Here is a 15,618-nt window from a genome sequence, read left to right on the forward strand (position 1 = left end):
TTATATTCCTTTTTGATAAACTATAACAGGGCTTTCTGTTTCTTTAGATTCCCTTAAAGCTTCTTTTATTTTATCAGTCAAATTATCTTTAACTGTAAAAATTGATATTTTATTAGCCTTATTATCAGCAAAATCAAATCCGCTAACAGCCATAGACACTTTCACATCTATATTATCACCATTATAGCTAAAATTATAGTTTTGAAGCATCTTTAAATATCTCTTTGTAATCTTCAAAGCCTCTTCTTCATTAGCATATACTATTATATATATAATGTCATCATCTATCAAACATTGGCTCTCACCAGCCCTCGCTTCTCTTTTAATAAAAGCAACCAAATCTTTTCTTATCTTGTAATAACCAAATCTATCATACTGTTCTATTATATCATTAGCATTAGAAATATTAAATGCCATTATACCTATAGCATAATTATGTCTTTGTGAAAAAGAAATAACTGTTTTTAATGTATTATTAAATATTTCATATTCCAAAGTATTAGTTTTTTCTGCTTCATTAATTGAACTATTAGAAGAATTACTATCTTCATATCCCAAATTAAATAATATTAAATTGTACATAAAAAGTATAATATTTCTTATGTTATAAGATAAAAATATAGCCATGAAAAATAAGCATAAAGATAATATTGTACTATAGAAAGTATATTCTTGTCTGTATAATATTTTTTGTATTTCCGGTATATAGCTTAAAGAGAGAAGCATCACTATAGAAGTTACAACAAAAAACAAAATATTTCCTATGCTTTTTCTTAAATTGACCTCATGTTCTTTTGCAGAAAATATAAATACTACAACAAAAGCATATAATATAGACATAGATATCCATATCCAAACCCAAATATCTAAAGTATAAAGCAAATAAACCAAAAAATTATTAGGGTTTGAAGATATAAGCAATATATAAACAGGGATTGCTATAGCACTATATATTAAAGTGCTTATCATAGCAGCAAAAAAACCATAGAGGTATGATTTTGATAAGCTAATTTCTTTTACTTCCATAAATAACTACCTAATTTTTGCACCATACGGTATTATCATATTTTAATTTATTGAATCCGAATATTTTCATCATTCTTTCTAATTCTTCTTTAGTAGAATAAATCATATATTCAAGACCTTTCCTGCCTTTACTTACAATAGAAATAAAACTCTCTTCCGTTACGCAAACAGCATTAGCACCTAAAGCATAATACTTAAACAATTCGCCTCCATATTTAGGCGATTCTGCAAGTATATTAATTTGCATTTTACTCTTTTGCAAGTTTAAAGCTATGCTACTAACAGTATCGGAAACTTTTTTCATACCTTTTAATGAATACTTATTATTATTAGAAAAATATACATTATTTAAGTTATTATTCATTATATCTTTTTCATTAGAGATACCTTTTATTATTAGAGGGATATCCAAATGTTTTTGAATATAATTTATTTCTTTATGAGTTTTTAAGTGTATATTATTTTCACTGCTGTTATAATAATAAGATAAATCTATTCCAACAGCACAAGCCCCGTTTTTTTGTGCCTCTTTTAGCTTTCTCATTACAACATCTTGAGAGTTATTACCGCTAATCATAACAATTCCTCTCTTATGTTCTTTGATAGATTGGATAGCTAAATTAAATATTTCATCATTATTAAAATCATTAAGTATAGCAAGTATCTCAGAGTTTGAAGCTATATCCATAGTGATGTTATAATATTCTTTTATATCCATTATACCATCTAAAGCTTCTGGAAGATTATGAATTGTGTCTATTATAATAGGCTGAGATAGATGCATATTAAATATATTAGTTTGCAAGCTAACATCTTTATCATCATTATGTATTATACTTGGAGAAAAAGAATAATTTTCCAAACCCGTATCTTTATTTTCATCGAATAAATAATCAACATTATGTTTTGAAGATAATTTTTCTTTGGATACTTTTTTAATTTCTTCTATTGTGAGAGATTTTTCATCGGTTAGCTTAAAATGAACAGCATTTATAGCCTTGTTAGCAATTTCAATAGCTTTATCTCTAGTATCTGACACAGCTATAACATTACCAGCCTTATCAAGATTGCTTGTAGGAGAAACTAATATATCTCCCACCTTTGTTTTAATAAATATCTCTTTTACACCATCTATATTTTTAGCATTTTCTAAACCTTCTATAGATTCAATAATTCCTGTACCGGGTAAAAAAGCTTTTTCTACAGAAACCCTATCCCATTTAGGCTTTAAATCACTTGGAGGATTACCTAAAGCTATCTCTATTGCATTTTTAATTAGGTTTACACCAGTGGCAAAAGGATAAGTATAAGCACTCATAAACCCGCCGGAAAGTCTCGCAGCAATCTCCCCTACCATAGCACCGTTTTTTGTTACTTTTATGTCTCCCTTAGCAGCACCAATTTTTAAATTCAAAGCCTTTATACCAGCCTTCATTACATTAATAGCATCATCTATCTTTTCTTGTTCCAAAGCAGAAGGAAGTATATGCCCAGTCTCTATAAAAAATGGAGGATACTCTATTATTCTGTCAGCAACACCTGTAACATATATTTCATCATTATAAATAAGCATGTCTATAGAAAGCTCAGGCCCTTCCATAAACTCTTCTATTATAACCTCTCCCGAAGGCGAAGCACTCTTAGCCCTATTAAAAGCATTAAGCACATCTTTTTCATCAGATACCTTCATTACACCGCGAGCCCCCATATTGTCGGCAGGCTTTATTACAACAGGCTTAGTCAAATTTCTATAAGCTTCTAGAGCCTCATCATAATTCCACACAGGAAAAAAATCAGGCTGAGGTACATTATTTTTCTTAAATCTCTCACGCATTCTTATCTTGTTTGAAGCAGCATAAGCATCTTCAAATCTATTTCCCGGAAGCCCCAAAGCATTAGCAACAGCAGCAACCGTACTCGAAGCATCTGTTCCGACCGTAATAACCCCATGTATCTCCATCTCTTTGCTTAAAGCTCTCGCAACTCTAACACTTCCATCAACATCTCTTGTAGATGCTATTATAGGATAATCTGCTATCTTCATTCCCGGAGCATCTTTATTATAATCTAAAACTATTGTATATAGTCCCATGTCTTTGGCTATTTGTATCGCTGGTACCTGTAATAGACCAGCTCCTATTATGATAATTCTTTTACCTTTCATAATTAAAAATTGCCTTTACTATATAATTTAAAATAATCCATTAACTATATCGAAATATATTAAACTTACTAAAGAATTTTATTAAAAATAGCTTGCAAAAATATATAATATATATTAATATACTGTATAAATATAAGGGTATTTATGCTTAAATATAGAGAAATTAACTGTAAATCAGCATTAAATAAAATAAATAATAAATACGGTTTCTGTTATGATTTAAATATATACAGAGGCTGCATTCATAAGTGCTACTATTGCTTTGCTGTATATTCTCATAAATATATTAACTCAAGAGATTTTTTTGGCGAGATATTTGTAAAGAAAAATATTGCAGAAATGTTAGAAAAAGAGTTATCATCAAGAAATTGGAAAAGAGATATTATTAACTTAGGAAGCGTTACAGATAATTATCAAGAATACGAAAAAGATTATAAACTTATGAGAGATATATTAAAACTTCTTATAAGATATAAAACACCAATGTGCATATCTACAAAAAGCGATTTAATATTAAGAGATTTTGATTTGATAGATGAGCTTTCAAATATAGTTCCAGTTAGAATAGCAGTTACTATAACAACATTAAATGAAAAACTCTCATCACTTATAGAGCCTAATGTAATAAGCCCATTAAAAAGATTAGAAATATTAAAAGAGTTCAAAAAAACAAAAGCAACTGTTGCAATTCATACAATGCCTGTAATGCCTTTTATCACAGAAGATGAATTAGAAAATATTTTTAAAACAGCAAAAGAATGCGATATAGATTACTGTGCTGCTGATGCATTAAAACTTTGCGGAGAATGCAGAAAGATATTTTTAAACTTTGTTAGAGAGAACTTTCCAAATCATTACAAAAAATATTTATATATTTATGGAAGCAATGGTATTCTTAAAGATGAATATAAAGAAAAGATGTACAAAAAAATAAAAGCATTAGAAGAAAAATATAATATATCATACAAAACGAGAGAAGAACTTCATAAAGAAAAAATTAATATAGAGCAAGAAGAAATGCTTCTATTTTAAAAAATTAATCCCCTTTCAAAGCATTAACTTCAAAAGGGGACTAACAATAACTTTTAGGATATCTTTAAATATTAACTTACTTTCTTATCGGAATAAATATAACTATCTTTATAAACAGGGTTCTTTTTAATTTCAGCTAAAACCTTCTGAGCATCTTCTCTTGTTTCATATCTACCTATTTTTAGTTTATACATAGTTTTGCCGTCTGAACCTACTTCTTCTTTAACAAAGGTTTTTGGATATTTAGTTTTTAATGTATCTCTTGCAGAATAAGTATTATCTTTATCGAAACCAACTGCCACTTGTATGAAATAAATAGAATCTTGAGAAGATGATTTAGTATATGGTACAGTAGTAGTTACTTCTTTTTTCTCTATAGGTTTTACACTAGCTATCATTTGCTGAGGAGGTGTATATGTTGAATTTGGAGTTTCTTCTCCTTTAATGTTTGCATTAATAGCATCAAGTTCTGAAGCTAAATTTTTAGTATATTCATTATATCTGTCTTCTGAAGATACACCTTCTCTAATAATGCTGCCGCTGCTTGATAAAGCATTATTATTTAAAGGTTCAATATTATCTATATTTGAATCAACAATATTAGACTCTTCTATACTATTTTCTTGACTATTTAAATTATCACTCATAGCCAAAGTATCAACAGTATCTAAATTATTAATAGCCTGAGTATTTTCTCTCATAAGTATATCGCTTGAAACATCAGCACTATTATTTGAAGCATAAGCAGCCTTAGAAGAACCTAAATGAAAACCTATAACAAATATAAACAATACTAAACTAGCGGCACTTACAGAAAATACCAATAGTCTTATAGGTGTAAAATTAACTATATATAATGTTCTTCTATTATTTGTTTGCTTATTATTCAATTTAGTAGAATAATCTCTTTCTTCCATGTTTTCTTTTTGATTCATTTCCATAATGCCTTCCTAATTTTCGAGATATAATTACTAAATGATTATAATCTCTCATATTGTTGATAATAATATCGGCATAGAGCTTCTTATTTTTTACATCTCTTTGCATTTTTAATATCTTTCTTGCATTATGTTCTGAGATATTTCTTGTTTTTTGCATTCTTTTTAAAATACTAGAAGTTTTGGCATTAACAAAAACTAAACTATTACAAACTTTATAAATATTACTTCTCATAATTAAAGCTGCTTCTATAACAACATCTTTATCAGTGGAGTTTACTAAATCTTCTATCTTTTTTTCTATATAAGAATAAGTAATATCTTGAAGTTTTTTAAGTCTTTTTTTATTAGAAAATACAATACTGCCAAGTTTTTTTCTGTCTATATTATTATTTGAATCTAATACATACTCAGAAAACTCTTTTACAATAATATCTTTTTTATTTTCTAAAGCCTCATGACCAAGCTTATCCGCATCTATATAAAAAGCATTAAGCTCTTTTGCAAGAAGCTTAGAAAAAGAACTCTTACCAGAACAGATAAGACCATATATCCCTATAATATTTCTCATAAACAATTATTGATTAACAGCAGCAATATTTGTATTTACTGTATTAGTAACATAAGGAACTGTTATTTGATTTAAGTTAATTTTGCTTAAAGCCCTGTTATCTACAAGTTTAATTAAAGATACATTCTCATCAACTGTTATTACTTTAGCCATGCCAATGCTTTCTTCATTAGTCATATTCAACTGTGCTTTAGTTGTATTATATATTATCATATTCATATTATTGCTTAAGCCTTGAAGTTTGCCGGCATTAATATATATATTGTCATTATGTATTTTAATTATTTTAGAATAGAAAGGCACTGTATTATTGATAACATTTCCAGCCATAACAGCAGCTGTCATCATTTTATCTCTGCCTCTTGTAGTGATTGTAAAATTAGTAACAACTCTCTCTGTATTAACATCTACTAAATCAAGCATTAAAGTAATATTATCATATCCGCTAAATGTAGAGCCTCTTAAATAGTAATCTGCATTTATGCTTTTTAATTTTTGATATAAATCTCTATCAGAATAATAAGTGTTATAAATATCTACAACATTAAATCTAGCATATTGAGGAAGCACATAGGATAATGTTTGATATAATGCAGTATTTAAAAACATTGGGCTGTCTTTTTGTATATTAATAGTATCAGCTATAGCAACTGTAAAACCCGGCTTATCTATATTATATTGATTGTCTATTCCCCAAGTTCTTGAAATTATATTTTTATCCAATTGTCTTTTATAGCTGTCATATTTATAAACAATAGATTTATTAGTAGGATTAACATTTTTAGCAATCTCTAATTCTTCCAAAGCTTTCTCTTCTAAGCCCATTCTCTTATAAACATCTGAAAGCATAAGTCTTGCATAAGTATTAGCGGGATTTAATTTTAACATATGTTTTAAATACGCTTGAGAGCGAATTCTGTCAGCAAGTCTTGTATAGTAAGAAGCCTTATTAGCATAATACAAAGCAGCTCTGTCTCTTTCATAATCAGCCGTAGGATTAGTGTTTAATAAAACTCTCTCATACGCCAATCTTCCAAGCTCATCTTCTGGTTTCAATCTTAAGTAATTTATATAAGCATTTTTAGCATTAGGGAAATTATTAGCTTTCTCATAAACATTGCCTATATAATAATTTTTAGTATCATCTTTAAAACTTGACTCTGGTAAATATTCCAATATAGCTATAGCATCATTATATCTATCTAAAGCCATATAAACATTTGCCTGTAATATTTTAGCATCATTATAATTGGTATAATAATAAAAAGCGTTTTTAATTTCATTTAAAGAAGCATTATAATTTCCTGTTATATAATAATAATTAGCCAAATTATAATAAGATTCAGCCATTTTAGGATTATTTTTTATATTGAGATTAAACAAATCTAAAGCAGTATTTTTATCACCATTTGCAAGCTTCAAATATGCAAGTGCCAAAGGTGCCTCACTTCGAGTCTTGTCTATTATCATAGCCCTTTCATATAAACTCATAGCAGTTTTATAATAACCCACTCTCTCGCTTAATAATCCTTCAGCGTAGTTAGCAAGATAATTTTTACTATCTAAAGCTTTAATTTGATTAATTGTAGCTCTTGCCTCATTATTCTTATTATTTATAAGTTCTATAGTTAATTTTCTTTCCAAAACTCTATAATCTTTAGAATGATATCTATAAGCATCATCTATAAGAGTTTGTGCCATAGTGTAATTTTGAAGTTTTATATAATTATCTATAAGTAAGAGATATTCGTTTATATTACTTGGTTTGATATTTAGTGAATTCAGCACAGAGATTGATGCTTCATAATTTCTATTATTATAGAGATTTAAAGCATCATTATAACTCTGTGCCAAAGCACTGCATACTGTTAAAACAAATAAACAAAAAATTTTATATATATTCAATGCCGCAACCCTTTTTATCTATTAATATTTCTCACCTGCAATTGTCTTCTAAGAAATGCCGGTTTTTCATAATCAGTATCCACGCTCTCATCAGCAAATGGCAGTTTAGCCCCCAAATTATTATGCTTTTGCATCTCATCTTCAGGTATAATCTCAAAAGGAGCTACTGTTTTTCTTTCTGTATTAGTTTCTTCTTCTAAAACACTATAAAGTTCTGCTGCTGCTTTATATTCTTTACTCTCTTTCTTTTCTATATTATTATTTATTTTACTATTTTCTAATTCTTCTTCATACTCTTCAACAACATTATCACTAATTAATATACTATCATTAGATAAATTAATATCTAAATTATTTGACTGTAATTCATTTTCAAGATTTAATCTGCTAAAACCGCTTTTAGTTATTACAGGTTTTTTCATCTCTTCTATTTTGTTTTTAAAATTGATAACATATTTATTATTTGAAATATCATTATGATTTTCTGTTTTTTCTTCTATTATTTTATTTTCTATACGATTTTCTATAACAGTTTCATCTTTTTTCTCTTCATTACTGATTAAATTATCTATATTAGTCTCATTTACATTAGCTTTATTTACATTAATTTCATCTACAACAAAATTACTTTTTTGAGTTTCTTTAGTATTATTAGAATTATTTTCTATATTATTATTTTTAACTTCATTATTAGAAACATCGTTTTGTTTATCATCTTTTATAGTATTGGCTTCTCTATCTTCTATTTTTTTATCATCATTATTATTAGCATTATTATCAAAACCAGTAGCAACTATTGTAACAATAATCTCATCTTTAATCTCTTCTTTAGTACAAACACCAATTTTTATATTAGCATTTTCATTAGCATAGTTATTGATAATTTTGCTTGCATCTCTATACTCTTTCATTCCAAAGTCTTTAGGACAAACTATATTAGCAAGTATTCCTCTAGCATTTTTAATACTAGCAACATCCAAAAGAGGATTTTCAAAAGCATTAGTAATAGCTTTGTGAAGTCTGTCATCACCTTTACCAACACCAATACCCAAATGAGCTCTTCCATTAGAAAGAGAAATCATAGTTTTAACATCAGCAAAATCCACATTTATAAAACCAACCTGAGTAATAATATCAGAAATACCCTGAACACCCTGACGAAGTATATCATCAACAACTGCCAAAGCCTCTTCATATTTATAATTATCCATATCAACCATATCATAAAGGTTTTCATTAGGTATAATGATAAGCGAATCTACTACTGTAAGCATTTTTTCTATGCCAGCCTCGGCACGCTCCATTTTAAGTCTTCCTTCATACTCAAAAGGTTTAGTTACAACACCAATAGTTAAAGCACCAGCCTTTTTAGCAGCCTCTGCAACAACAGGACTAGCACCTGTACCAGTACCGCCTCCAAAACTGCTTGCAATAAATACCAAATTAGCACCGCTTACAATCTCTTCTATTTTAGCAACATCTTCTCTTGCAGCCTCAGCACCCTTCTCTGGGTCTGTACCAGCACCCAAACCTTGTGTAACTCTATCGCCTAAAACTATTCTAGTAGGAGCATTAGAACGAGATAGTGCCTGAGCATCAGTATTCATAGCTATAAAATCAACGTTTTCTAAGCCTTCAGCTATCATTCTGTTTATGGCGTTACATCCGCCGTTACCGACACCTATAACTTTTATTACTGTAACTTCTATTACTGTGTCTAATGAGAGATAATCATAAAAATTCATTGCCATGCTCCCTTTGGAATTTTCATCTAATTCTATACGATACTTACTATCCATTATATACTCCGCTGAATATAATTTAATATAAAGATATTATCGGCATTTTACTAAACATAATTATATTAACATAATTAAAATTTTCTGCAAGTAGTAAAAATAAAAAAATATGTTATTATATCATTTGTTATTGTTTATAAACAAATAAATATAGTTTTAATATTAATAAAGAGAGAAATAAATGAATATACATATACACACATTCGGATGCAGACTAAATCAATACGAAAGCGAAAAGATAGCCTACGAATTAAAAAACATGGGAGCAAATATCACAACCCTAAAAGAAGCAGATGCTATAGCAATTAATACATGCACCGTAACAAATGACAGCGATAAAAAATTAGTATCCTACTTAGAAAAGTTGGAAGATATAAATCAAAAAAAAATTTTTTTAATAGGCTGTTATGTTTCAAAAAAAGGTTTCAGCACAGAAAACAAAAATATAATAACAATTAATAATGACCATAAAGAAGAAGCAGCACAAATTATATTTAATAATATACAAAAAGACATAAACAAAGAAATAAAATCTCCAATATTTTTCCCTCAGGAGCAAAGCAGAGCATATTTAAAAATACAAGATGGATGTGAAGTGTTTTGCAGCTATTGTATAGTTTCAAGAGTAAGAGGCAAACATAAAAGCCTTGAGCCGAATAAAATATATGAGGCTATAAAAATTGCTAATGATTATAATTATAAAGAAATAGTATTGACAGGACTTAATTTAGGCTCTTACAACTTTAACAACGAGATAAAATTTTCTGATATACTAAAAAACATATTAGAGCATTCTTCTAAATACGGCATTAGAATAAGACTTTCATCTGTTGAGCCAATTTATTTTGATGATGAACTTATAAACCTATTTAAAAATAAAGATGTATTATGTCCTCATGCACATATTCCATTACAATCTGGAAGCAATAAAATATTAAAATTAATGAACAGAAGATATACAAGGGAGGAATATTTAAACTCTATAGAAAAACTTTATAAAGTTAATAATGATATGGCAATAAGCACAGATGTAATGGTGGGATTCCCAGAAGAAGAAAATGATGATTTTAACGATACATACAATTTATGCGAAGAGTCAAAGTTTATAAAAATGCATGTATTTAGATATTCAGACAGAGAAAATACTCCATCATCAAAAATGCCAAATAAAATAGGATACAGAAGAAAATTAAAAAGAGCAAAACTTTTAAACGAATTAAACAACAAAATGAAAGATAATTATTATAATAATGCTTTGGGCAAAAAATTAGATGTTATTGTTGAAGAGATTTTAGATAATAATTATTATATAGGCACAAGCGGCGAATATTTAAAAGTAAAGTTCAAAAGCAATAAAGTCTTAAATAAAAAAGAGCTGATAACAGTAAAATCTTTAAAATATGAAGATGATATTATAATAGCAGAGTAAAATAATATAAAAAACTTATCAAGACATTTTTTTGATGTCGTCGTCCATTTTCTTTTTCCAAAGGTCATAAATCTTTTTCTGTGATTCTGCCTCTTCAGTTTCATTAAGATATATATTTATTCTTCTTAAAGCTGCCATTAAATTAAGAGCTATTTTCATATCATCTAATCTTCTTTCTTTTAATTCATACTTTGTTCTGTGCTGTTCGGCTGCTGCTGATAACAAAGATTTACATAATCTCATAAGTTTAACTCTATAAATATATCCTTCTACATCCGGACTTAACTCTTTTATGTAGTTTTTAAAATCTATTATGTTTTTTGATATTAAAGCAAAACGCCATTCTATTTCATAAAAATTTTGGAGCCATTTAGAAGTTTCGCCATAACAATATTTGAAAAAGTCTATAACATATCCAAATGAACAAATAAATTTATATCTCCATTCATCATTAAGTTTATCTTTCAAATATTCATGTATATTATCATTTAATGAAAGAGAATCATCAGAATGATTACCCAAAGCCTCTTCAAGTAAAATAATAGCCTTGTTAATATATCTTCTTCCATCATTAAGCTGATTTTCTGACCTTACATCTATAGAATCTATTGCCACATAACAAGAAGTTGCTATTAATGATGAAGCATTGATATATAAAACCGCTAAATCTATCTTTTTATATGCTGCTAATAATTCATCATCTATAGAAGATATCTCTTTTTCTAATTTATTTAATTTAGATTCTACAACAGAAAGTAAATCTTTATATTTATTTTGTCTTCTAACACATTCAGCTTTAGCTACTTCACTTATTTTTGCCATAAACTAACTCCGATATTATTATCGGAATATATTTCTTAATTATTTAAAACATCAGGAACTGTAATGATAAAAGAAGTAGTATCAAATGGTGTATTAATACTTTTTATGTTCATACTGCCGCCATGTGCCTCTACTATTCTCTTTGATATAGCTAAGCCAATACCAACCCCATGACTCTTTGTTGTAAAAAACGGCTTAAAAATATTTTCCATAACTTCATCTGTAATATAAGAATTAGTATTTTCTACTATTATATCTATCATCGAATCATTATATAAATTATCACTGAATAAAACGCTTATTATAGCATATTGTTCATTTGATATAGCATCTATTGCATTAACAACTAAATTAAATATAACCTCATTCATTCTATCATAATCCCAATATACAATATCTTTTTTACTAAAATTAAAAGCATAAAATTTAATATCTTTATTGCTTTTTTTTATGTACTCTTTGGATATAATAGTAATGTATTTAATAATATCTTCTATTTGTATTTTTTCTGCTTCTAAATTAATACTTTTTGCAAATGATAGGTTCTTTCTAATATAATTTTCTAAATTCTCAACTTCATCGGCTATAATCTGAGCATATTTCTTGATATTTTCATCATTACTCACCCTCACAAGCCTATTAGCAAACCCAGCAATAGGCACAATAAAATTCCTTAGATTATGTGCCATAGAAGAGCTCATCTCCCCTATAATAGCTAAACTCTTCATATCAAGTAAAGTCTTTTGTGCCGTCTTTAAAGCATTATTATTCTTTTCAAGCTCATTATAAAGCGATGAATACCCTAAAGCAACCGCAGCCTGCCTGCCAAACATCTTTAAATAATCTAAGTCATCATTAGGTATAGGCTTATTATTAAAAGGATTATCAACTAATATCATACCTATACATTTACTGGCATTCATTATTGGTATAATGGCAAAAGGATAATTACCAAATAAATCTGTATACTGCCTTAATTGTTCAACTCTATAATCTTCATCTATATTTGTAATATTAATAGTATCATGAGTATTAAAAACCTCAAAAAACAACTCACAATTTTCATTATTAGGTATAACCGTATTAATAAATTGCTGGTTTAAATCCCAAGAAGCTTTAATACTATTCATATTAAAAGAAAGCATTATCTTCTCTCTTAAAGCATACTTATCAATATTTTTCATATCATTCCATATATAAGCAGCCTCTTCTCCGTCTTTAGGAGCTATACACATACGACCCCTAAATACATTAAAGCCCTCATCATAAAGAAAAGCAAATGCCCTATTAAAAGCAAAAACATCTCCTATTGTTGTAATAGTTAATAATAAAAATAATATATCCTCTGTCTTTGAACGCTCTACTAAAATATTACTCATATCATATAACGTATTTAAACGTGCCATATGACGCATATTTTTTTCATTAGCCTTACTCAATTCTACTATGTTAAAATATTCTGATACCCTACTTGAAATGTTTAATAAAAGAGGCTTTAATAATCCGGCATCTTCATTGTCAAAATCACCTAATGGATTAACAGCATCTGGAATTCTATCTATTACTACAATATAAACATCAAAACCCTCTCTAATCATAACCCTATTAAACAACACAGACCTATTAATAATACCTACAAACCTTTCTGCACATTCTGTCTTTGCTATATTATTAATAAAACATTTACCGTCTTTTATACAATTAGATATATGATTTTCTTTCTCAAAAATAGTACAATCAAAATTATCATCAAAACCATATTTAGATATAGTTTCAAATCTAGTATTATTATCATAGCTAAACATCATAAATGCTTTGCGTGAACTGAATATATTTGCTATATCTTCTGAAATGCCTTTTAGATTAGAATCAAATTTGTCTATATCGCTTAATTTTATATAAAGCTCTCTAAGTAATTTTAATTGTTTATCTTTCTCTTTATATGTAACATTCTGTAAAACATTATTGGCATATACTGCAAAATGACCTATTATATTAAGTAAATCTTCTAATATAGTTTTATAATACTCTCTTTTATCCTCTTTATTTCTAAAAGCAATTAAACCTAAAGGATTATTATGCAAATAAATAGGCAAAACCATTAGTGAAGAATAATCATTAAAAACTTCAAACTCACTAATATTCATATTATTGCCGACATATCTCTTTTGCTTATATAAAACCTCTTCTATTCTATTTTTTGCTATAGGGAAATCAACTTTACAAACATAATACCTGTCAATGCCGTATACTCCCCTAAGTATTACATAATCCCCTTTAGAAAAATAAATCTCTCCGCAATCAAATCCATAAAAATTACAAACTTGCTCTAAAAAAAAATCTACAACTCTATCTATCTCATAGGTGTTTTCCATATAAAGAAGCCCCATAGATAAGTCTCTAAAAAAAGTTTCTATAGATTTATGTTCTGACATAAAAAATTAACCTTCTAAATTATAACTAATAGTCTTTACCACCTTAAATATCTTTAACTGATATGGTAAAAACTCCACTACTCCACTTTCAAAATTATTTACTCTATTATTAAATGATATATCTTCTATTATATTATATTTATCTATTTCTAAAGTTTCTTTATCTTCACTTGTGTTAATTACTATTAAAACAACATCTTTTTCATCTAGGCTATATTTATAAAAACGCTTTAGAGGATTTTTTTTCTCTTCTTCTTCATTGTCATTATTTATATTATTTTCTTCTTGTGAATTTTCTAATTTCTTTTTAAGCTCCTCTATCAGCTTTTTCTCCTGCAAATCAATAGAAACTATTTTACCGCAATTAGCAAGTATATCATTACTTTTTATATAATCACTAATATTTTTTATAAACTCACTTAAATCATAGTTAATTTTTTCAAACTCATTTCCTTTAACCACATCGCATCTATTATAAAAACCGTATTCATCACCTAAAGTTATCATCCACATATCGCAAACCATGGCAGTAAACAAAAATCTCTGCATCACTTCCCATATATTACCATTATATTCATTAATAAGTCTTAAAGTATCATGATTACTAGGGAAAGCTATTTGTTTAGACTTCTCTCTTGCCAAATCATACTGCTCTATAAACCACTCAGACTCATAATCCCACCACTTTGCACTGCTTGCCACATAATCAAAACCAACTTCAATTAAAGATAATGTATCTTCCATAGAACAGCCCAAACTCTCAGCAAAAAATACTACGTCTTTCTTATTAGCCTTAGCAACGTTAATAAGATATATCCATAAATCTTTGCTAACCTTGTATGCAGCATCGCATCTAAAACCGTCAAAACCTAAACTCAAATTATGAACTATTAACTCTTTCCAATACTCCCAAATAGGATTTTCTTTTTCTTCTTCTTCAGGTTTTTCATTATTGAAACTTGCCAAATCTCCCCATTCAATCCACACTCCATTGTCCCAAGCACCCGGAGATTTTAATTTGCCTTCATCATCTAACAAATACCAATCCAAATGCTCATCAACTAAAACACTATCCTTTGAAGAATGATTGATAACTAAATCTATCATCACCTTTATATTGTTTTTTTTGCAATACTTCAAAAAATCTTTTAATTCTTTTTCAGCAATATCAGCCTCAGCACTTGAAAAGAAATTCTCATTATATTTGTAATAATCTTTCGCAGCGTATAAACTTCCGCTAAAACCCGGATAAGTAATAGGATTTATATAAATCCATTCAAAGCCCATGTTTTTAATTCTATCAATATGACTATACCAGTTAGAGATGTGCCCCAAAAGAGGAGGAAATAGATTGTAAATACAAGTCTTCATGTATATATTATATAAAATTAATACAAAAATACAACTAATAATTATTATCATTTATGTTTAGGAGCCATACATATTGCACGTTTTTTAGTTTAAAAAAAGCAGGTATTCCTTATAATTTAATTAACT

The 15,618-nt window shown here is 27.9% G+C and carries 11 protein-coding genes; 2 read left to right on the forward strand and 9 right to left on the reverse strand.

The annotated features are described in order from the left end of the window. Positions 1-1,026, reverse strand: coding sequence for a hypothetical protein (locus Q0H31_RS00935; protein ID WP_295295085.1), 1,026 nt, complete (start codon positions 1,024-1,026; stop codon positions 1-3). A 10-nt stretch (positions 1,027-1,036) separates the two neighbouring features. After that, positions 1,037-3,190: an ATP-grasp domain-containing protein gene (locus Q0H31_RS00940; RefSeq protein ID WP_295295087.1), complete on the reverse strand. Its 2,154-nt coding sequence runs from the start codon at positions 3,188-3,190 to the stop codon at positions 1,037-1,039. Positions 3,191-3,334: 144 nt separating this feature from the next. On the opposite strand from Q0H31_RS00940, the gene Q0H31_RS00945 reads away from it, so the two are divergent. Then, the gene (locus tag Q0H31_RS00945) at positions 3,335-4,222 is read left to right on the forward strand and encodes a radical SAM protein (RefSeq protein WP_295295088.1); all 888 of its coding nucleotides are present in this window, start codon (positions 3,335-3,337) and stop codon (positions 4,220-4,222) included. 71 nt (positions 4,223-4,293) lie between these two features. Here the strand turns inward: Q0H31_RS00945 and Q0H31_RS00950 are convergent, their stop codons facing one another. The 4 genes from Q0H31_RS00950 to ftsZ are packed head-to-tail and all read right to left on the reverse strand — an operon-like array spanning position 4,294 to position 9,435. Further along, entirely contained in the window at positions 4,294-5,163 is an 870-nt protein-coding gene (locus tag Q0H31_RS00950; RefSeq protein ID WP_295295090.1) for an SPOR domain-containing protein, read from the reverse strand. Further along, entirely contained in the window at positions 5,114-5,731 is a 618-nt protein-coding gene (gene coaE, locus Q0H31_RS00955; RefSeq protein WP_295295092.1) for a dephospho-CoA kinase, read from the reverse strand. The genes Q0H31_RS00950 and coaE overlap by 50 nt, the downstream gene beginning before the upstream one ends. Before the next feature lie 6 nt (positions 5,732-5,737). Beyond that, entirely contained in the window at positions 5,738-7,636 is a 1,899-nt protein-coding gene (locus Q0H31_RS00960; RefSeq protein WP_295295094.1) for a hypothetical protein, read from the reverse strand. A gap of 14 nt (positions 7,637-7,650) precedes the next feature. After that, the gene (gene ftsZ, locus Q0H31_RS00965; RefSeq protein ID WP_295295095.1) at positions 7,651-9,435 is read right to left on the reverse strand and encodes a cell division protein FtsZ; all 1,785 of its coding nucleotides are present in this window, start codon (positions 9,433-9,435) and stop codon (positions 7,651-7,653) included. A gap of 181 nt (positions 9,436-9,616) precedes the next feature. Here ftsZ and mtaB point away from each other — a divergent pair, with 181 nt between their 5' ends. Beyond that, positions 9,617-10,864, forward strand: a complete 1,248-nt coding sequence (gene mtaB, locus Q0H31_RS00970; RefSeq protein WP_295295097.1) for a tRNA (N(6)-L-threonylcarbamoyladenosine(37)-C(2))-methylthiotransferase MtaB — start codon at positions 9,617-9,619, stop codon at positions 10,862-10,864. 18 nt (positions 10,865-10,882) lie between these two features. On the opposite strand, the gene Q0H31_RS00975 is transcribed toward mtaB, so the two are convergent. The 3 genes from Q0H31_RS00975 to Q0H31_RS00985 are packed head-to-tail and all read right to left on the reverse strand — an operon-like array spanning position 10,883 to position 15,492. Beyond that, positions 10,883-11,686, reverse strand: a complete 804-nt coding sequence (locus Q0H31_RS00975) for a hypothetical protein (RefSeq protein ID WP_295295099.1) — start codon at positions 11,684-11,686, stop codon at positions 10,883-10,885. Positions 11,687-11,721: 35 nt separating this feature from the next. Then, complete coding sequence (locus tag Q0H31_RS00980; RefSeq protein ID WP_295295101.1) at positions 11,722-14,121, reverse strand: HAMP domain-containing sensor histidine kinase; 2,400 nt, start codon at positions 14,119-14,121, stop codon at positions 11,722-11,724. 6 nt (positions 14,122-14,127) lie between these two features. Further along, the gene (locus Q0H31_RS00985; protein ID WP_295295103.1) at positions 14,128-15,492 is read right to left on the reverse strand and encodes an alpha-amylase family glycosyl hydrolase; all 1,365 of its coding nucleotides are present in this window, start codon (positions 15,490-15,492) and stop codon (positions 14,128-14,130) included. Positions 15,493-15,618: the final 126 nt, after the last annotated feature.

This window comes from uncultured Brachyspira sp. (assembly GCF_934747485.1).
GTDB lineage: Bacteria > Spirochaetota > Brachyspiria > Brachyspirales > Brachyspiraceae > Brachyspira.

What these genes read in the sequence shown, in the direction of transcription:
- Q0H31_RS00935 (WP_295295085.1), bottom strand. Translation starts at nt 1,026, where the DNA reads ATGGAAGTAAAAGAAATTAGCTTATCAAAATCATACCTCTATGGTTTT.
- Q0H31_RS00940 (WP_295295087.1), bottom strand. Translation starts at nt 3,190, where the DNA reads ATGAAAGGTAAAAGAATTATCATAATAGGAGCTGGTCTATTACAGGTA.
- Q0H31_RS00945 (WP_295295088.1), top strand. Translation starts at nt 3,335, where the DNA reads ATGCTTAAATATAGAGAAATTAACTGTAAATCAGCATTAAATAAAATA.
- Q0H31_RS00950 (WP_295295090.1), bottom strand. Translation starts at nt 5,163, where the DNA reads ATGGAAATGAATCAAAAAGAAAACATGGAAGAAAGAGATTATTCTACT.
- coaE (WP_295295092.1), bottom strand. Translation starts at nt 5,731, where the DNA reads ATGAGAAATATTATAGGGATATATGGTCTTATCTGTTCTGGTAAGAGT.
- ftsZ (WP_295295095.1), bottom strand. Translation starts at nt 9,435, where the DNA reads ATGGATAGTAAGTATCGTATAGAATTAGATGAAAATTCCAAAGGGAGC.
- mtaB (WP_295295097.1), top strand. Translation starts at nt 9,617, where the DNA reads ATGAATATACATATACACACATTCGGATGCAGACTAAATCAATACGAA.
- Q0H31_RS00975 (WP_295295099.1), bottom strand. Translation starts at nt 11,686, where the DNA reads ATGGCAAAAATAAGTGAAGTAGCTAAAGCTGAATGTGTTAGAAGACAA.
- Q0H31_RS00980 (WP_295295101.1), bottom strand. Translation starts at nt 14,121, where the DNA reads ATGTCAGAACATAAATCTATAGAAACTTTTTTTAGAGACTTATCTATG.
- Q0H31_RS00985 (WP_295295103.1), bottom strand. Translation starts at nt 15,492, where the DNA reads ATGAAGACTTGTATTTACAATCTATTTCCTCCTCTTTTGGGGCACATC.